Annotated in this window: 16 protein-coding genes; 7 read left to right on the top strand and 9 right to left on the bottom strand. The window is 68.3% G+C overall.

The window, feature by feature from the left end:
• Positions 1-92 precede the first annotated feature (92 nt).
• Positions 93-1409, top strand: coding sequence for a hypothetical protein (locus AC1RM6_RS26680; protein WP_493106985.1), 1317 nt, complete (start codon positions 93-95; stop codon positions 1407-1409).
• Here AC1RM6_RS26680 and AC1RM6_RS26675 read toward each other — a convergent pair.
• A complete protein-coding gene (locus AC1RM6_RS26675) occupies positions 1406-2023 on the bottom strand; it encodes a LysE/ArgO family amino acid transporter (protein WP_493106983.1) in 618 nt (205 codons plus the stop codon). The two genes, AC1RM6_RS26680 and AC1RM6_RS26675, sit on opposite strands and share 4 nt — an antisense overlap.
• A 68-nt stretch (positions 2024-2091) precedes the next feature.
• On the opposite strand from AC1RM6_RS26675, the gene AC1RM6_RS26670 reads away from it, so the two are divergent.
• The 3 genes from AC1RM6_RS26670 (at position 2092) to AC1RM6_RS26660 (ending at position 6800) form a co-directional block, all read left to right on the top strand.
• Positions 2092-2988, top strand: coding sequence for a LysR family transcriptional regulator ArgP (locus AC1RM6_RS26670; RefSeq protein WP_493106981.1), 897 nt, complete (start codon positions 2092-2094; stop codon positions 2986-2988).
• 118 nt (positions 2989-3106) lie between these two features.
• Positions 3107-5470, top strand: a complete 2364-nt coding sequence (locus AC1RM6_RS26665) for a TonB-dependent receptor (RefSeq protein ID WP_493106979.1) — start codon at positions 3107-3109, stop codon at positions 5468-5470.
• A gap of 76 nt (positions 5471-5546) precedes the next feature.
• Positions 5547-6800 carry an amino acid permease gene (locus AC1RM6_RS26660; RefSeq protein WP_493106977.1) on the top strand — a complete coding sequence of 418 codons (1254 nt, stop codon included), beginning with the start codon at positions 5547-5549 and terminating at the stop codon, positions 6798-6800.
• A 4-nt stretch (positions 6801-6804) separates the two neighbouring features.
• Here AC1RM6_RS26660 and AC1RM6_RS26655 read toward each other — a convergent pair whose 3' ends face one another.
• From AC1RM6_RS26655 to AC1RM6_RS26645, 3 genes are all read right to left on the bottom strand, one after another.
• Positions 6805-7251 carry a hypothetical protein gene (locus AC1RM6_RS26655; protein ID WP_493106974.1) on the bottom strand — a complete coding sequence of 149 codons (447 nt, stop codon included), beginning with the start codon at positions 7249-7251 and terminating at the stop codon, positions 6805-6807.
• 110 nt (positions 7252-7361) lie between these two features.
• Positions 7362-9767, bottom strand: a complete 2406-nt coding sequence (locus AC1RM6_RS26650) for an FtsX-like permease family protein (RefSeq protein WP_493106972.1) — start codon at positions 9765-9767, stop codon at positions 7362-7364.
• Complete coding sequence (locus AC1RM6_RS26645; protein ID WP_493106970.1) at positions 9764-10435, bottom strand: ABC transporter ATP-binding protein; 672 nt, start codon at positions 10433-10435, stop codon at positions 9764-9766. Before AC1RM6_RS26645 ends, AC1RM6_RS26650 begins: the two co-directional genes overlap by 4 nt.
• A 143-nt stretch (positions 10436-10578) precedes the next feature.
• Here AC1RM6_RS26645 and AC1RM6_RS26640 point away from each other — a divergent pair, with 143 nt between their 5' ends.
• The 3 genes from AC1RM6_RS26640 (at position 10579) to htpG (ending at position 14348) form a co-directional block, all read left to right on the top strand.
• On the top strand, positions 10579-11154 hold the full coding sequence (locus tag AC1RM6_RS26640) for a response regulator (RefSeq protein WP_493106968.1): 576 nt from the start codon (positions 10579-10581) through the stop codon (positions 11152-11154).
• Positions 11144-12382: a sensor histidine kinase gene (locus AC1RM6_RS26635; RefSeq protein WP_493106966.1), complete on the top strand. Its 1239-nt coding sequence runs from the start codon at positions 11144-11146 to the stop codon at positions 12380-12382. The genes AC1RM6_RS26640 and AC1RM6_RS26635 overlap by 11 nt, the downstream gene beginning before the upstream one ends.
• 61 nt (positions 12383-12443) lie before the next feature.
• Positions 12444-14348, top strand: a complete 1905-nt coding sequence (gene htpG, locus AC1RM6_RS26630) for a molecular chaperone HtpG (protein ID WP_493106964.1) — start codon at positions 12444-12446, stop codon at positions 14346-14348.
• Positions 14349-14352: 4 nt separating this feature from the next.
• On the opposite strand, the gene AC1RM6_RS26625 is transcribed toward htpG, so the two are convergent.
• The 5 genes from AC1RM6_RS26625 to AC1RM6_RS26605 form a co-directional block, all read right to left on the bottom strand.
• Positions 14353-15210 carry a LytTR family DNA-binding domain-containing protein gene (locus AC1RM6_RS26625; protein ID WP_493106963.1) on the bottom strand — a complete coding sequence of 286 codons (858 nt, stop codon included), beginning with the start codon at positions 15208-15210 and terminating at the stop codon, positions 14353-14355.
• Positions 15211-15543: 333 nt separating this feature from the next.
• On the bottom strand, positions 15544-15783 hold the full coding sequence (locus AC1RM6_RS26620; protein ID WP_493106960.1) for a helix-turn-helix domain-containing protein: 240 nt from the start codon (positions 15781-15783) through the stop codon (positions 15544-15546).
• 1 nt (position 15784) lies between these two features.
• Entirely contained in the window at positions 15785-16309 is a 525-nt protein-coding gene (locus AC1RM6_RS26615) for a hypothetical protein (RefSeq protein ID WP_493106959.1), read from the bottom strand.
• Positions 16306-17031 carry an ABC transporter permease gene (locus tag AC1RM6_RS26610; protein WP_493106958.1) on the bottom strand — a complete coding sequence of 242 codons (726 nt, stop codon included), beginning with the start codon at positions 17029-17031 and terminating at the stop codon, positions 16306-16308. Before AC1RM6_RS26610 ends, AC1RM6_RS26615 begins: the two co-directional genes overlap by 4 nt.
• Positions 17028-17954: an ABC transporter ATP-binding protein gene (locus tag AC1RM6_RS26605; protein WP_493106956.1), complete on the bottom strand. Its 927-nt coding sequence runs from the start codon at positions 17952-17954 to the stop codon at positions 17028-17030. Before AC1RM6_RS26605 ends, AC1RM6_RS26610 begins: the two co-directional genes overlap by 4 nt.
• Positions 17955-17998: the final 44 nt, after the last annotated feature.

The following is a 17998-nucleotide window of genomic DNA, read 5'->3' as shown; positions in this document are numbered from 1 at the left end:
TCATTTGCCTGTGACGGCAATCGTCCACGCATGTGATCGCGCTGCCGCCGCGATGGCGTGCAACCGCCGGATCGACCTGCAATAGCCGGGGCATGCCCATACCGACCGCCGATGCCCGCCTCGACTTCGTGCCCGGCGATGCGACCGGGCTGGCAATCCCGACGCATGGCGCTGCGCTGCTGGCGGGCGGCGCCGATTGGCTGACGACGGCGTTCCGGGCATTCGGCGCGCTGTCGCCCGACAATCGGATCACCGCCATCACCCGGTTCGATCCCTGTGCCGGCGGCAGCACCGGCCGCAAATATCTGCTCTCGGTCGCCTATGCGCGTCCGCAGGCCGGGCTGCATGACGATCTGTTCGTCAAATTCTCGCGTGACTTCGACGATCCGCGCCGCGACCATGCCCGGTGGGAGCTCGAGGCCGAGGTCAGGTTCGCGGCGATCTCGCGCCTGCCCGGCTTTCCGATCACCGTGCCAGTGGCCGCCTTCGCCGATTATCAGCATGTGTCGGGCAGCGGGCTGCTGATCACCGAGCGGATCGGCTTCGGGACCGGCGGGATCGAGCCGCATCATGCGAAATGCCTCGATCATGATCTCGACGACCCGATCGGCCATTATCGCGCGATCATCAAGGCGCTCGCGCGGCTCGCCGCCGCGCACCGTTCGGGGCGGCTCGCGCCGGACATCGCCGCGCGCTTCCCGTTCGACCCGATCGCCGCCGCGGCCCGCGACCCGATCCGCCACGATGCCGCGAAGCTGCGCGAGCAGGTCGCGCGCTACGCCGACTTCGCCGCGCGCCATCCGCAATTGCTGCCCGCCAATATCCGCTCGGCGGCGTTCATCGAAACGCTCGATCACGAGGTCGGCCGCTTCGTCGCGCATGAGGCGGCGATCAAGCGCTTCCTGCAGGGCGATCCCGACCTGATCGCGCTGTGCCACTGGAACGCCAATATCGACAATGGCTGGTACTGGCGCGATCCCGACGGCGAATGGCAGTGCGGGCTGATGGACTGGGGCCATGTCGGCCAGATGAACCTGGCGTTCGCGCTGTGGGGCTGCCTGAGCGGGGCCGGGGTGGATCTGTGGGACGCGCATCTCGACGAATTGCTGCGCCTGTTCGTCGGAGAACTGGCGCTGCAGGGCGGCCCGCGGATCGCCGTCGACGAGATCGGGCTCCATCTCGAACTCTATGTCGCGACGATGGGGCTCGCCTATCTGCTGGCGACGCCGCCGCGGATCGCCGCCCGTCTGCCCGCGATCGCGCACGCGTCGGGGCCGCACGATCCGATCTTCCGCGACGACGAGGCCGCCCGCGCCCAGCTCCACATGACGACCGCCTTCCTCAACCTGTGGCAGACCCGCGATTTCGGGGCGAGTCTCGACCTGCTGCTCGCGCGGATCGGCGGCTAGAAAAGGCGCAACAGGAGCATCGCTGCCAGAGTCAGCATCGTCACCCCGACGAGGCCGTCGAGCAGCTTCCAGGCGATCGGGCGCGCGAAAACCGGGGCCAACAGTCGCGCGCCATAGCCGAGCGCGGCGAACCAGGCGAAGCTGGCGCTCACCGCACCGGCGACGAACACCGGCCGGAGCGCCGCCGGCTGGCTCGCGCCGACCGACCCCATCAGCAGCACGGTGTCGAGATAGACATGCGGGTTGAGGAAGGTGAACGCCGCGGTGCCGCCGATCGCCCCCGCCAGCGTCATCGGCGGCCGATCGGCCAGCACCAGCGCCGACGGGCTGGCGGCGCGGCGCAGCGCGGCGATGCCGTACCAGGCGAGGAACCCCGCGCCGCCCAGCGTCAGCATCGATGCGAGCCCCGGCACCATGGTCAGGACGATGCCGAGCCCGCCGACCCCGGCGGCGATCAGCACCGCATCGGCCGCGCCGCAGAACAAGACGATCGGACCGACATGCTCGCGTCGCAGCCCCTGGCGCAGCACGAAGATATTCTGCGCGCCGATCGCGACGATCAGCGCAGCGGACAAAGCGAAGCCGTTGAGGAAGGCGGGAAGGAGATGGGTCATGCCGTCCCAATGCGTGAACTGATCTATGCAGAATAGCTAAACTTTCTACATCAGATTAAGCCAGGCTAATGATCGACTATCTCGCCCTCGATGCCGTTGCCGCGGTGGTCCGCGAAGGATCGTTCGAACGCGCCGCGGCCCTCCTCAACGTCACGCCATCGGCGATATCGCAGCGCGTGCGCGGCCTCGAGGAACGGATCGGCAGCGTCCTGATCGTCCGTGGCCAGCCCTGCCGGCCGACCGCGGTCGGCGCGCGGCTCTGCGCGCATGTCGAACAGGTCCGGCTGATGGAGGCCGACATGGCCGGCGTGCTGCCGGGGCTCGTCTCTCCGCGCACCGCGACGCCGACGATCCGGGTCGCGGTCAATGCCGATAGCCTGAGCACCTGGTTCGCGCCCGCCGCTGCCGCCTTCGCGGCCGAGACCGGCGCGCTGCTCGATCTGGTGCTCGAAGACGAGACCCGGACCGCCGAGCGGCTGCGCGACGGCGACGTACTGGCGGCGGTGACCTCCGATCCGGTGCCGGTGCAGGGCTGCCGCACCCTGAAGATCGGGACGATGCGCTATATCGCGACCGCCAGCCCCGATTATATGCGGCGCCATTTCCCCGACGGGGTGACCGCGGCCGCGCTCGACCGCGCGCCGATGCTGCGCTTCGATCGCCGCGACCTGCTGCAGGCCGAATGGGCACGCCTGGCCTTCGGCATCGATCTCAAGGCGCCGACCCATTGGGTTCCGGCGAGCCGCGCCTTTCTCGACATGGCGATGCTGGGGCTCGGCTGGGCGATGAATCCGGCGAGCCTGGCCGAGCCGCATATCGGCAAGGGCGCGCTGGTCGACCTGTTGCCGGGCAAGCCGCTCGACGTCGCGCTCCACTGGCAGGTCAGCCGGATCGGCGCCGGGCTGCTGGCCAAGCTGACCGACGCCACCCTCGCCGCGGCGCGCCGGTCGCTGCGCGGGCTGTGACGCTTTCGACACAATGACGTTGCAATTCGACGAACGACCTGTGCGCTTCGGTCAACCGTCTTGCGCCGCAGCAACTTTCGTGAGGAACTGCCTACAATGATGTAAAAAGGGGACAATCGTGAACGCCAGGCAGTTTCACCGTCTCGGCCGCACCGGGCTCAAGGCGCTTCTCACCACTTCGATGCTGGCCAGCGCGGGTGCAGCATTCGCGCAGAATGCTGCGGTTCCGGTCGATGCCGGCGCCGGCGATGGCGAGATCATCGTCACCGCGCAGAAGCGATCCGAAAGCATCCAGAAGGTGCCGATCAGCCTTCAGGCGATCGGGACCGCGACCCTCGAACAGCATCAGGTCAACAATGTCGACGACTATGTGAAGCTGCTCCCCTCGGTCAGCTACCAGTCGTTCGGCCCCGGCCAGAGCCAGCTCTTTTTCCGCGGCATCGCCAGCGGCGGCGACGGGCTGGCCGGCGGCGCGCTGCCGACCAGCGGCGTCTATCTCGACGAGATCCCGGTCACCACGATCGGTGCGATGCTCGACGTCCATGCCTATGACTTCGCCCGCGTCGAGGCGCTGTCGGGGCCGCAGGGCACGCTCTACGGCGCGAGCTCGCTGTCGGGCACGCTCAGGATCATCACCAACAAGCCCAACAAGGACAAGTTCGAGGCGGGCTACGACCTGACCGCGAACAAGTTCGGCAAGGGCGATTTCGGCGGGGTCGCCGAAGGTTTCGTCAACGTCCCGCTGTCCGAGACGATGGCGGTGCGCGCGGTCGGCTTCTACCAGCATGACGGCGGCTATATCGACAACACCCCGGGCACCCGCACCTACACGCTGTCGGACAGCGACCCGACCAACGACAAGACCGTCACCAACGCCAAATATGTCGAGAAGAATTTCAACGACGTCGACACCTATGGCGGGCGGATCGCGCTCGGCATCGACCTCGACGACGACTGGACGATGACCCCGACGGTGATCGCCCAGCACCAGAAGACCAACGGCGTCTTCCTCTACGATCCCAAGGTCGGCGACCTCGAGGTCCACGACTTCACCCCCGATTTCACCAGCGACAAATGGTATCAGGCGGCGCTGACGATCGAGGGCAAGCTGTCGAACTGGGACGTGCTCTATTCGGGCGGCTATCTGCAGCGCTCGATCGATATCCAGAACGACTATAGCTATTACACCGTCTATTACGACAATGTCCCCGGCTATACGAACTTCCCGACCCCGTCGGGCGGCTTCCTCGATCCGACCCAGAATTTCCACAACCACCAGGCGATCACCAAGCAGACCCACGAGCTGCGCATCGCATCGCCCTCGGAGGCGTCGCTGCGGCTGACCGCGGGCATGTTCATGCAGCGCCAGGCCAACCATAATGTCGCCGATTATTATGTCCCGGGCCTCGGCGCGACCGGCACCGGTCTCGCGGTGATCGGCGACGACATCTTCTACACCAACACCCATATCGTCGCGCGCGACTATGCCGCGTTCGGGCAGCTCGCCTATGATATCGCCCCCGGCCTGACCCTGACCGCCGGCATTCGCGGTTTCTTCTACAAGAACACGCTGACCGGCTTTTCGGGCTTCGCCGGCAATGCCACCGGGGCCGGCTGCACCCTGCCCGTCACCAGCGCCTGCCAGACGATCGACAAGAAGGCGAGCGAGTCGGGCGAGACCCACAAGGTCAATCTCAGCTGGCAGATCGATCCCGACCGGATGATCTACGCGACCTATTCGACCGGCTTCAGGCCCGGCGGCAACAACCGCCGCGTCGGGATCAACCCCTATGATTCGGACACGCTCGACAATTTCGAGGCAGGCTGGAAGACGAGCTGGTTCGACCGCAAGCTGCGCTGGAACGGCGCAGTCTATTATCAGAAGTGGAACAAGCTCCAATATGCCCTGGCCCCGGTCGGCTCGGCGGGCGTGACCAACGTCTACAACGCCGGCGACGCACGGGTGTACGGGATTGAGTCCGACATCATCCTCACCCTGGGCGGGCTGAGCCTGTCGGCGACCGGATCCTATAACGACGCCAAACTCACCACCGACTTCTGCCAGATCGGCGCCAGCGGCAATTCGGATTGTTCGACCGGCGTGTTCGCGGCGCCCAAGGGCACCCGCCTGCCGATCCAGCCCAAATTCAAGGGATCGGCGACCGCGCGCTACACGATCGATGTCGGCGGGCATGAGAGCTTCGTCCAGGCGAGCACCCTCCACCAGGGCAGCACCCGCTCCTATCTCGGCATCCTCGAAGGCTCGATCCTCGGCGATACGCCGTCCTTCACCACCTTCGACTTCTCGGCCGGGACCAAGTTCGGCAGCCTGAGCGTCGAGGCGTTCATCCAGAACGCGTTCGACAAGCGCGGCCAGCTCAGCCGCAACAGTTTCTGTGCGCCGGTCTATTGCGGTCAGTTCTATCGCGTCTATCCTGTCAAGCCACAGCAGTTCGGTTTGAAGGTCGCCCAGCGTTTCTGACCCGGAACATCCTCATCTGAACCAAGGCGGCGGGGCCGACGACGTCCCGCCGGTCGTCCGCTCGCTCGGTCTGCCGATGGCAACCGCGCTGGTGGTCGGCAACATGATCGGATCGGGCGTCTACATGCTGCCCGCCAGCCTGGCGCCCTATGGCTGGAACGTCATCCCCGCCTGGGGGCTGACGATCCTCGGCAGCCTGGCGATCGCCACGGTGTTCGCCGGGCTGTGCCGGGCGATGCCGCGCGCGGGCGGCCCCTATGTCTATGCCCAGGCGGCATTCGGGCCGATGGTCGGCTTCTTCATCGCCTGGGCCTATTGGATCTCGCTGTTCGTCGGCAACGGCGCGATCGCGGTCGCGGCGGTGAGCTATATGTCGGCGTTCGTGCCGGCGCTCGCCGCCAATGCGGCGCTGTCGACGGGCGTGACGATCCTGCTGGTGTGGACGATGACCGCGATCAACCTGCGCGGTGCGCGGTCGGCGGGCTGGGTCCAGCTGATCACGACATTGCTCAAGATATTGCCGCTGATCGCGGTGGTGATCATCGCCGCGGTCGCCGCGCCGACCGGCGCGCTGGCGCTGCCCGATCCCGACCATCCGCGGATCGGCCTCGCCGCGATCAGCACCGCGGGCACCCTCACCCTCTGGGCGTTTCTCGGCCTCGAAAGCGCGACCGTGCCGGCGGGCAAGGTCGTCGATCCCGAACGCACCATCCCGCGCGCGACACTGGGCGGCACCGCGATCACCGGGCTGATCTATCTGTTCGCCTGCTCGGCGGTGATCCTGCTGCTCGCTCCGACGGTCGCCGAACATTCGGCCGCGCCCTTCGCCGAGGTGATCGGCCGCTACTGGGGCCCGCGCGCGTCGCAGGTCGTCGCGCTGTTCGCGATGATCAGCGCGCTCGGCGCGCTCAACGGCTGGATTCTGCTCCAGGGCGAGATGCCCGCGGCGATGGCGGCGGGCGGGGTCTTCCCGCGCGCGCTGGGGAAGCTCGCCGCCAACGGCGTGCCGGTGCGCGCGCATCTGCTGTCGAGCGGGCTGGTGACGATCGTGCTGCTGTTCAACGCCAGCAAGAACACGGTCCACCTGTTCACCTTCGTCGCGCTGCTCGCGACCACCGCCTCGCTGGTGATGTATGTGATGGTCGCCGCCGCCGCGCTCAAGCTCGGCGGGGTGCGGCGCTGGATCGCAGTCGCGGCTTTGCTCTATGCGTTGTGGGCGCTCTACGGCGCCGGGCCCGAGGCCAATATGTGGGGCGCGGTGCTGATCGCCGCCGGCGCACCGATATGGTGGGCGATGCGTGGCGGCACCCGTCCGACAGTCGTGGCCTGAACCGTCAGCTATAGGCGTCGAGCCAGATCCACGCCGCGTCGATCGAGGTGAAGAACTGGCCGCTGCTGCCGCTGTAGCGCTGGCGCAACTCCATCTTGGCGAGGCTCGAGGCGACCAGCGCGGCGACCCGGTCGGTCGGCAGATAGGTGCGCGCGATCCCGGTCCGCAGCTGATCGAGGATCTCGGGCGAATGCACCGCCTGATCGCGCAGATCGCACAATATCCGCGCGCTGCCGAAACGCGCCCGCTTCGCGCGCAGCACGCTGTCGATCTCGCGAAAATGCCCGACCAGCATCTCGCTGCCCCAGCGCCCGCGACCGACCACCATCACCAGATTGGATTCGGCCCGGTCGGCGATGACGATCCCGTGCGCCGGCGCCCGCTCGCGCAGCCGCGCGAACTGGCTCCGCTCATCCTCATGCTCATAAGCTTGGTTCGAGACCTGCGGCATCCGTCATTCCCTGGTTGAGGGGGCCAGATGCCGCCGATCGGATTAAGGTTCGGCAAAAGCGGTTCGATTCGAATATCCGATCGATCATCCTTTGGTCGAACCGGCCGACGTCACTCGTGGCGCAGCGCGTCGATCGGCTTGCGGCGGGCGACCTGCCAGGACTGGCTGCCGATGCTCGCCAGCGCGAGCAGGAAGGCGATCGCCCCGGCGGCGGGAAACAGCCAGAGGTGCAGCGGCACATGATAGGCGAAACCGTTCAGCCAGGCGCGCATCGCCCACCAGGCGACCGGCCAGGCGATCAGATTGGCGAGCAGCACCGGCCGGCTCATCTCGAACAGCAGCAACGTCACGATCTGGCCGGTGCGGGCCCCCAGCGCCTTGCGGATGCCGATCTCCCTGGTGCGGCGTTCGGCGGCGGAGACCGACAGGCCGACCAGCCCCAGACAGGCGAGGAAGGCGGCGATCCCGGCGAAGACCGCGAACAGGGCGGTGTTGCGCGCGAGGTCGCGGTAGAGCCGCTCGAGATGCTCGCTGACGAAGCTGCGGCGGATCGGGCCGGGCTGGCCGGTGCTGCGCCACAGCGCGTCGATCGCCGCCAGCGTCTCGGGGATATCGCGGCCCGCCAGCTTGATCGAGACGATCCCCGCCCCGCCCGGCATCGCCGGCCGGTCGAGATAGAGGGTCGGCTTGATCGCGGTTTCGACCGAGGTGAGCGCGAAGTCGGGCACCACCGCGACGATCTGAACGCGGATATCGGCGCCGCCGCCATCGGGCGGGATCGGCACCGTCTCGCCGATCGCCGCGGCGGGATCGGAAAAGCCGAAGCGCCGTGCCGCGGTCCGGTTGATCACGATCCGCGACGGCACCGCCTGGCCGGCCGCGGGCAGCGCGGCGAGCGTGCCCGCGATCGGCACCACCCCATAGAGCGCGAAGCCGCCGGGCAGCATCGACACGAAGTCGGTCGGCACCCGCTCGCCGCCGACCTGCAGGAAGGCGAAGCTGCTGCCGTCGAGCAGTTCGGTACCGCTGCACGACACCCCGCGCACCCCCGGCAGCCGCGCCACCTCCTGCCCGAAGGCCACGGGGCACGGCGCCTCGATGATCAGCATCTGGTCGATATCGACCCGCAGCGCCTCGCGCATCGCGAAACTACGCTGCTGCCAGACCACCACGAGCGCGATCAGCAGCCCGATCAGGATCGCGAACTGGCCGGTCACCAGCAGGCCGCGCAGCCATCCGCGTCCCTGGCGCCGCCCCAGCGGCCCGGCATCGCGCAACACCGCGATCGGCGGCAGCGACGCCAGCAGCAGGGCGGGATAGGCGCCGGCGGCGAGCCCGATTGCGACCGCGCCGAGGCCGAGCCAGACGAGCAGCGCGGGGTGATCGAGATAGTCGAACATCGCCTCGGTTCCGAGGAAGGCATTGACCCGCGGCAGGACCAGCTCGACCGCCGATGCCGCGATCAGGCTGGCGATCAGCACCGTCGCCACCGCCTCGCCGAGGAATTGCGCGGCGATCTGGCCGCGGCTGGCGCCGTTTGCCTTGCGCACTCCGATCTCGCGGCGGCGGCGTGCCGACAGCGCGACGCTCAGATTGACGAAATTGGCGATGGCGATGAACAGGATCAGCCCCGCGACGAGACTGCCGATCCGCAGCCGCTCGCGCGCCTCGGGGTGGAAGCCCTCGTGCAACGCGAGCCGGTCGATCCGCACCAGGCGCATCGCATAGGCGCCGCGCATCGGCAGCGGCAGCAGCCCGGTGATCAGCGCACCGATCCGCCGTTCGACCGCAGCCGGCGCGGCACCGGGGCGCAGCCGCATATAAGTGCGTGCGCCGATCGAGAAGCCCTCGCCCGGCTCGGCCGACTGCTGGGCGAGCGCCGATCGTGTCGCGAGCCCCGAGGCGAAGATGCCGCGGGTGAGATCGGTGCGGTGGGCGGGCGGATCGGCGACCACCGCGCGCAGAACCATCGGCTGCCCGGCGAGATCGATCGCGCTGCCGAGCGCATCCGCTCGCCCGAACAGCCGGATCGCTGCACTGCGCGTCATCACCAGCCCGTCGGGCCGGTCGAGCGCATGGCGCGGATCGCCGCGGAGCGGCGACAGGCGTAGCAGGTCGAAGATGCCGGGATCGGCCCAATAGATCCTGGTCCGCTCGCCGCTTGCCCCCCGGCGCAGATCGACCTCGTCCTCGGCAAGCCGCGCCACCGCCTCGACATCGGCGAGGTTCGCGCGGATCAGCGCCGCGGCGCGGCCGTTGCTCGCCTCTTCGTAGTTGGCGGGCATGCCCGGACCGCTCAGCACCGAGATGCCGAGATAGATGCGGTCATGATCGGGCAGATAGGTGTTGAAACCGAGCGCGGTGCGCGCGGCGAGCGCCATCAGGATCGCACCGGCAAGCCCGATCGCGAGGCCGAGGATCGCGATCGCCGACAACAGCCGGGTGGCGGCGAGACCACGTCCATAAGCGATGGCGAAATGGCGGATGCGGGCGGCGGGACCGAACCCCGCGCTCATAGCCGGGTCTCCCCGACGACGCGACCGTCGAGCATCGCGATCGTCCGGTCGGCGGCGGCGGCATGGGCCGGCGAATGGGTGACCATCACCACCGTCGTCCCCGATCGCGCCGCGGCCCGGAGCAGATCGATCACCGCATCGCCATGCGCGCTGTCGAGATTGCCGGTCGGCTCGTCGGCAAGGATCACCCGTGGCGACGCCGCCAGCGCCCGTGCGATCGCGACCCGCTGCTGCTGGCCGCCCGACAGCTGCCGCGGACGATGCTGCGCGCGGTGGCCGAGCCCGACCTGTTCGAGCACCTCGCCGACCCGCCCCCGCCGCACCGCCTCGCCCGGGCGATAGAGCAAGGCGATCTCGACATTCTCGGCGACGGTCAGATCGTCGACCAGGTTGAAGTTCTGGAAGACGAAGGCGAGATGCGCGCGGCGATGCCGGACGAGCGCGCCATCGGACAGCCCCGCCATCTCTTCGCCCATCAGCCGGTAGGAGCCGGCACTGGGCAGGTCGAGCAGGCCCAATATGTTGAGCAGGCTCGACTTGCCGCACCCCGACGGCCCGATCACCGCGACGAACTCGCCCGCGGCGATCTCGAGCGCGACCTCGGCGAGCGCGTGCGTCTCGATATCCCCGCTGCGATATACCCTGCTCAACCGGTCGAGTGCGATCATGGCCATCCTCTGCCACCGATCGTCGGACCGGTGCGCGGTTGCCATATTAGCCCTGATTCGACCGGACAAAAAATCAGCGATCCCAGAAGCTTATGATGGCGTTCCGATGCACGACCCAAGGAAACCGTCCGGATCCGTACATATTGAACCCGTCCGCCGAACATGGTTACTCGCATGCGATGGAGATGCTCGACGCGATATTGGTGATCGACGACGACCGTGACGTCCTGCAGGCGGCGGAGTTCGTGCTGGCCGGCCATGCCCGCAGCATCGTCACCGCCGATTCTCCCGACGCCGCGCACGATCTGATCGGCTCGACCCGCTTCGACTGCGTGCTGCTCGACATGAATTTCGCCGCCGGCGATCGCAGCGGTCGCGACGGGATGGCGATGCTGGCGGCGATCAAGGCCGAGGATCCGGCCCTCGCGGTGATCCTGACCACCGCCTTCGGCGCGGTCTCGCTCGCGGTCGAGAGCCTAAAGCTCGGCGCCCACGACTTTCTGCTCAAGCCATGGCGCAACGACGCGCTGGTGGCCGCGGTGCGCGCCGCCGCCGCGCAGAGCCGGGCGGCGCGGACCCCGCCGACGCTCGACGAGGTCGAACGCGCGGCGATCGCCGGCGCGCTCGATCGCCATGACGGCAATATCGCCCAGGCCGCGACCGCGCTCGGCCTCAGCCGGCCGGCGCTCTATCGGCGCATGGCCAAGCATGGGCTCTGACCGCGCCGCGCTGGCCGCCCGCCTGTCGATCGGCGGATGGCGGCTCCTGCTCGCGGCCTGCCTGGTCGCCGGCCTGATCCACGCCCTGACCGCGCATTATCTGCTGACCGCCTTGCCGATCGCCGCCGCGCTCGCTCTCACCCTGTTCGATCTGTGGCGGCTCGCGCTGCGCCCCACAGGCGCGCCCGCAGCGGTCGATGTCGCGGCTATGCCGGGCGGCGCGCAGCGGCTCGAACAGGCGCTCGCACTGCTCGACGCGGTGACGATCGGTCTGTTCCTGCTCGATGCCGACGGCCGGGTGCGCTTCGCCAACCGCGCCGCGCGGCTGCTCGCCGGCTTCGAGATCGGCCGGCTGCACGACATCGCGCTGCTCGGCGCCGGGGAGGCCGACGCCATTCTCGCGATCCCGGTCGGTGGGCGCCGGATCGTCACGCTCGGTGACGGCCGGTCGCTGCTGGTCTGGATCGGCGCGCTGTCGATCCCCGGCGGCGCCACCCAAAGGCTCGTGTCGATGCAGCTGGTGACGGGGGAACTCGACGCGGTCCAGCTCGGCGCCTGGCACCGGATGACGCGCGTGCTCGCGCATGAGATGATGAATTCGCTGACCCCGATCATCGCGCTGTCCGAGGGGCTGAACGACGTGCTCGCCGCCGACCCGCGCCTGGCCGATGCCGCCGCGACGATCGCGCGGCGCAGCCGGCATCTGATGGATTTCGTCGAACGCTACCGGACGATCGCCGACCTTCCCGAACCTTGCCGCCGCGAGGTCGATCTCGCCGGCTTCCTCGCGGGGATCGATCGGCTCGTGCGCGACGGGCTTGCGGCACGGGGGATCGATTTCGCCGTCGAGCGGATCGATGCCGGCCTGGTGCTGCCGATCGACCCGGCCTTGATCGAACAGGCGCTGATCAACCTGATCGGCAATGCCGCCGACGCGCTGGCGGGAATCGCCGATCCGCGGATAAGGCTGGCCTGCGCCAATCGCTCCGACGCCGTCATATTGTCGGTCCGCGACAATGGCCCGGGGGTCGCCGACGAGCTGATCGAGGAGATCTTCGTGCCCTTCTACACCGGCAAGCCCGGCGGTGCGGGCATCGGCCTCACCCTCGCCCGGCAGATCGCGATCGCGCATGGCGGCAGCCTGTCGGCCAACCGCCCCGGCGATCGCGGGATCGGGTTCGGTCTCCGCTTGCCAAAGGCCCCCGTGGCGATATCGGTCCACTCTTGAAAAGACTGTCGGCGCGATCCATCTGGCCGCCGTCTTCAACCGAGAGAGTGATGCCGCGCTTATGACGACCGACACGACCGCCGCGCCCCAGACCCATGCTTTCGAGGCCGATGTCTCGAAGCTGCTCCACCTGATGGTCCACTCGGTCTATTCGGACAAGGATGTCTTCCTGCGCGAACTGATCTCGAACGCCGCCGACGCCTGCGAGAAGCTGCGCTACGAGGGCATTGCCGATCCGGCGCTGCTCGGCGACGATCCGCAGCCGCGCATCACCCTGACCCTCGATCCCGAAGCGCACCTCCTGACGATCGAGGATAACGGCATCGGCATGACCGCCGCCGATCTCGGCGAGACCCTCGGCACGATCGCGCGCTCGGGCACCAAGGCGTTCATGGACCGGATCGTCGCCAGCAAGGCCGACGACGCCAAGGGCGGCGAGGACACCCAGCTGATCGGCCAGTTCGGGGTCGGCTTCTATTCGGCGTTCATGGTCGCGTCGAAGGTCGACGTCGTGTCGCACCGCGCCGGCACCGATGCGCCCGCGATCTGGTCGTCGGACGGCCTCGGCACCTACAGCATCGCCCCGGTCGCGATCGAGGACGCGCCGGCGCGCGGCACCCGCATCACCCTCCATCTGATGGAGGATGCGCATAAATATGCCGAGCGCTACGAGATCGAGCGCATCGTCAAGGCACAGTCGGGGCATGTCCCGGTGCCGATCCTGCTGCGCGAGAAGCCCGATGCCGAACCGGCCGAGATCGCCGACGGCAAGGCGCTGTGGACCCGCCCCAAGGCGGAGATCAGCAAGGAGGATTATACCGACTTCTATCGCAGCGTCGCCGGCCAGTATGACGAACCCGCGCTGACCCTCCATTACCGCGCCGAGGGCCGCTACGAATATTCGGTGCTCGCCTTCATCCCCGAGACCAAGCCGTTCGACCTGTTCGATGCCGATCGCAAGGGCCGGATGAAGCTCTATGTCCGCCGCGTCTTCATCACCGACGACGCCCAGTTGCTGCCGCGTTACCTGCGCTTCGTGCGCGGCCTGGTCGATTCGGCCGACCTGCCGCTCAACATGTCGCGCGAGATGATCCAGGACAGCCCGATCCTCGCCACCATCCAGAAGGGCGTGACCGGCAAGGTGCTGTCCGAGCTCGAGAAGCTCGCTACCGGCGATGCCGACGCCTATATCAAGCTGTGGGAAACCTTCGGCGCAGTCCTCAAGGAAGGGTTGTACGAGGATTATGAGCGGCGCGAGACGCTGCTGCGCCTCGCCCGCTTCAAGTCGACCGCCTCGGGCGACGGCTGGCGTTCGCTCGCCGACTATGTCGAGGCGATGAAGGAGAACCAGACCGCGATCTATTATGCGGTCGGCACCGATCTCGACCGGCTCGCGACCTCACCCCAACTCGAGGGTTTCCGCGCGCGCGGGATCGAGGTGCTGCTGTTGCCCGACCAGGTCGACAGCTTCTGGGTGACCGCGGGGATCGACCATGACGGCAAGCCGTTCAAGTCGGTGACCCAGGGCGCGGCCGACCTGACCCTGATCCCGCTCGCCGACGGCGCGCAGCCGCCTTCGGCCGAAACCAGCGCCGAAGTCGGCGACTTCCTCGGCTTCGTGAAGACGACCCTCGGCGATGCGGTGTCCGACGTCCGCGCCTCCGACCGGCTGACCGACAGCGCCGCCTGCCTGGTCGCGCCCGAGAGCGGGCTCGACCGCCAGCTCGAAAAGCTGCTCGCCAGTGCCGGCCAGTTGCCAGCCGCCGGCAAACCGGTGCTCGAGATCAACCCCGGCCACAGCCTGATCGCAAAGCTGGCGGCGATCGGCGCCGACGAGGAAAGCTTCCGCACCGACGCGGCGCATCTGCTGCTCGACGAGGCCAAGATCGCCGATGGCGAGCTGCCGACCGATCCGCGGGCCTTCTCGGCAAGGCTAGCGCGGCTGATCGAGCGCGCCGCAGGATAAGCCTTCAGGCGGGGAGGAAACCCGAACGGAGCAGCCGGTCGACCGAATCGCGAGCGACCGGCGCCCGTTCGCCGTTGACCAGCTCGATCTCGCGGTTGCGGCCGGCGCCGCTGACCCCGGCGACCGCGTCGCGCGCGACCCACCAGCTGCGGTGGGTCTGCTCGCCGATCCGCCCGTCCATCTCGGCGATCGCGTCGCGCAGCCGCAGGAACAGCAATTCGCTGCCTTTCGGACCGTGGACGCGGACATAATGGTCCTCGCTTTCGAGCGCGAGGATCTCGCCTTCGAAGCGCGGACTGAGCCGGGCGTGCAGCCGCGGCGACGCGGCTGAGACGGCCGACGGCGGCACCACTATCGGCGTGGCCGCCGCCGGCGCCAGCGCGCCCGGGGCCACGCCGGCATCGATCGCCGGCCCGGGATTGATGAAGCTGCGCGCGCGCGGCATCGCCGCATCATAATATTGGAGCAGATGGGCGTCGGCGCGTTCGGCCCACCCGACCACCATCGTCACCAGCAGCGAGCAGAGCAGCGCGAAGGGCAGCAGCCCCGAATAGCCGCCGAGCAGCCTTATCTCGTCCCACCCCGCCATCCGCCAGACAAAGGCGAGCGGGAAGCTCGAGAAGATCATCCCCCAGAACACCAGCGAGCCCTGCGGCAGCCCGGTCGCGCGCGCCATCCATCGCCAGAACAGCAGCATCGGCCGGGCAAGGATATAGGCGCCCATCAGCAGCGCCCACCAGCGTCCGACTCGCTGGAAGAAATCGCCGCCGAGATAGGAGCCGAACGGTCCCAGAAAGCCGACGACGGCGGCCACGGGCAGGATCGCCCAGATCTCCAGCAGGAAGCGGCGGACCCGTTTCACGTAGGTCTCTCTCCATTTCGCGAAGCGCGAACCGCCACCATGCCCATTTTCCGGGGGTTTTCAAGCGCGGCAACCACGTAACGGAATCGCGCTTGCCCGCCGTTCGCGATCGGCCATCTGGCCTCTCAAGCCGCCACCGACCGCATCTTCGCCGTTCGGGCGGCGCCAACAGGAGCCATATTATGACCCGCTTTTTCGACACCCATGCCATGCTGATCGCTCTCTGCGCGCTGGCCGCCCATACCGCGACCTTCGCTTTCGCGATCGCCTGAGCGCCGTTCGCCGTCCCGAAGCGCGGGTTCCCGAGAGGGCCCGCGCGTCGAGTTGCCCCGATCAGTCGGCAGCGTCCTCTGCCACCAGGTCGCCCTGGTCGATATCATAGCGCAACAGGTCGCCGGGCTGGCATTCGAGCACCAGGCAAAGCTTCGCGAGGGTCGCGAAGCGCAGGCCGCGCACCTTGCCCGACCGGAACATCGACAATTGGGTTTCGCTGATGCCGATCCGCTCGGCGATCGCCTTCGCTTTGGCGCCCCGCGCCGCCAGCACCGCGTCGAGCGTCACCTTCACCGGCATGTCAGACGAATTCCCCGAGTTCCCGGCGGAGCGCGGCAGCCTCATCCTGGATCCGGATCGCGAGCCGCAGCATATAGGCGGTCGCGATCAGCGCCAGCCCGACGGTGCCGATCGTCAGCGCCGGCACGTTGAAGATCGCGAAACTTCCCATGCCCCGACGCACGGTCAGCGCCAGGATGATCGGCGCGGTCGCGATCGTCGTCGCGGCGCCGAGCAGCAGCGCGCCGCCGATCCGGGTCAGCGCCGATGCCAGCAGCGGCCGAAACACCGGCCCCTCAGCGGCCAGCACGCCGAACAACTGTCGCACCGTCCAGATCGCCCAGAGGTAGAAAAGGCTCGGCAGCCAGCTCAGCGCGATCCGCTGGATCGCCGCCGCCCCGAATGCCGATGCCCGCAGGCACAGCACGAACAGGGTCAGCGCCATCATCGCGACGATCAGCGCCATCACGATCCCCGCCACCACGCGAAACTGCCGCGCGCGCCGGACGAAATAGGCGTCGTTGCCCGCCATGGTTTCGGCGCTCATGCCATCTCCCTCCGGCTCAGATGCAGCGTCATCGCGATCAGGGTCAGCACCCCGCCCGACAGGCCGAGCAGCAATGCCAGCCTGCCGCGTTCGGCATGTTCGGACAGGATGTTGAGCGGCATCATCCAGGGGATATAGACACCTTCGGGCAACGCGCTCGCCATCACCGCGAAGAAGGTGCCCGCCACGCCGAGGGTCAGCCCCGGCACGAAACTGCGGTAGCGCAGCGACACCCAGAGCTGGACCATCGCCAGGAACAGCGACGCCCCCAGCATCCCGCCGAGCAGCCGCCCGGCCTGCGGCCAGGGAAAGGGCCCGGTCGGCGCGCGTCCGGGGGCGAGGGCATGGAGCAGGCCGTCGACCAACCATATCTCGATCGCCAGCAGCGCCGACATCAGCGCGACCGCCCCCATCAGCACGATGCTCTTGGCCAGGAACAGCCGCCAGCGCGGCACCGCCAGCGACAGGATATGGTCCCAGGCGCGCGGCCCATGCTCGATCTGGGCGATCAGGGTCGCGAGCGCGGTGATGCTCATCGGCAGGATGAAGAAGGACCATAGCCCCGTGGTGCCGTCCATCGCCTCAGACCAGGGCATCAGCCGATGCCGCAGACACAGCAGCCCGAGGAAGGTCGCAACCAGGCTGGGCGCGACCAGACACAAGGTCAGCGCCAGCGATCCCTTGAGCTTGCGGATTTCGACGCGCAGCGATGTCAGCATCATGCAGCCTCCCGGTCGAGCGCCTCGACCTCTTCGAACATGTCCTCGAGCGAGCGCCGGCTGCGCGCCAGCGCCACGACATCGATCCCGGCGCCGACCAGATCGCGGTTGATCGCTCCGATCTCGCCATCGGTGCCGCGTTTCAGCGTGATGCGGAGCCCCTGCCCGGTCGTCGCCACCGCATAGTCCATCGCCGCGAGCGCCTGCGCCGCCGCGACGGGATCGTTCGCCTGCAGATCGATCCGCGCCGCGCCATCGGACAGCAGCGCGCCGATCGCCCCCTGCCGCGCCAGCCGGCCATGGTGCATCAGCCCGACATGGGTGACGATCTGCTCGACTTCGGACAGGAGATGGCTCGACAGGAACACGGTCGCCCCGACCCGCTCGGGCATCTGCCGGATGATCGTCCGCATGTCGCGAATGCCGGCGGGATCGAGCCCGTTCATCGGCTCGTCGAGGATCAGCAGCCTGGGGCCGCCGAGCAGCGCCCGCGCGAGGCCGAGCCGTTGCCGCATCCCCAGCGAATAATGGCCGACCTTGCGATCGGCGCTGTCGCGCAGGTCGACCAGTTCGAGCACCCGGTCGATCTCGCCGGCGGGCAGCCGCAGCAACCGCCGCGCGCCGTCGAGATTCTCGCGGCCGGTCAGCTGGTCATAGGTCGCGCGCGCGTCGATCAGCGATCCGATATGGCGGGCCGCCGCGATCCGGTCGGCGGCGACATCGTCGCCGAAGATACGGACGCCGCCGGCATCCGGGCGGAGCAGCCCCAGCATCAGCCGGATCGTGCTGGTCTTGCCCGCGCCGTTGCGCCCGAGAAAGCCGTAGATCGATCCGGGTTCGACCCGCAGCGCCAAATCCCGCACCGCCCAGCGCGCGCCGAAACGCTTGCCGAGATCGTCGCTTTCGATCGCCAATTGGTCGTCCATGCGCGGTCATCCCTCGTCGCCTGCCGACTCGATAATTTAAGTAT

It is taken from the genome of Rhizorhabdus sp. GW822-FHT03C02, from assembly GCF_058801765.1.
This window is presented reverse-complemented; position numbering and strand designations above follow the sequence as displayed.

Coding starts and splice junctions, on each gene's coding strand:
- AC1RM6_RS26620 (WP_493106960.1), bottom strand. CDS start 15,783: ATGCCGGTGAAGGTGACGCTCGACGCGGTGCTGGCGGCGCGGGGCGCC.
- AC1RM6_RS26635 (WP_493106966.1), top strand. CDS start 11,144: ATGGGCTCTGACCGCGCCGCGCTGGCCGCCCGCCTGTCGATCGGCGGA.
- AC1RM6_RS26680 (WP_493106985.1), top strand. CDS start 93: ATGCCCATACCGACCGCCGATGCCCGCCTCGACTTCGTGCCCGGCGAT.
- AC1RM6_RS26610 (WP_493106958.1), bottom strand. CDS start 17,031: ATGATGCTGACATCGCTGCGCGTCGAAATCCGCAAGCTCAAGGGATCG.
- AC1RM6_RS26670 (WP_493106981.1), top strand. CDS start 2,092: ATGATCGACTATCTCGCCCTCGATGCCGTTGCCGCGGTGGTCCGCGAA.
- htpG (WP_493106964.1), top strand. CDS start 12,444: ATGACGACCGACACGACCGCCGCGCCCCAGACCCATGCTTTCGAGGCC.
- AC1RM6_RS26675 (WP_493106983.1), bottom strand. CDS start 2,023: ATGACCCATCTCCTTCCCGCCTTCCTCAACGGCTTCGCTTTGTCCGCT.
- AC1RM6_RS26650 (WP_493106972.1), bottom strand. CDS start 9,767: ATGAGCGCGGGGTTCGGTCCCGCCGCCCGCATCCGCCATTTCGCCATC.
- AC1RM6_RS26655 (WP_493106974.1), bottom strand. CDS start 7,251: ATGCCGCAGGTCTCGAACCAAGCTTATGAGCATGAGGATGAGCGGAGC.
- AC1RM6_RS26605 (WP_493106956.1), bottom strand. CDS start 17,954: ATGGACGACCAATTGGCGATCGAAAGCGACGATCTCGGCAAGCGTTTC.
- AC1RM6_RS26615 (WP_493106959.1), bottom strand. CDS start 16,309: ATGAGCGCCGAAACCATGGCGGGCAACGACGCCTATTTCGTCCGGCGC.
- AC1RM6_RS26645 (WP_493106970.1), bottom strand. CDS start 10,435: ATGATCGCACTCGACCGGTTGAGCAGGGTATATCGCAGCGGGGATATC.
- AC1RM6_RS26660 (WP_493106977.1), top strand. CDS start 5,547: ATGGCAACCGCGCTGGTGGTCGGCAACATGATCGGATCGGGCGTCTAC.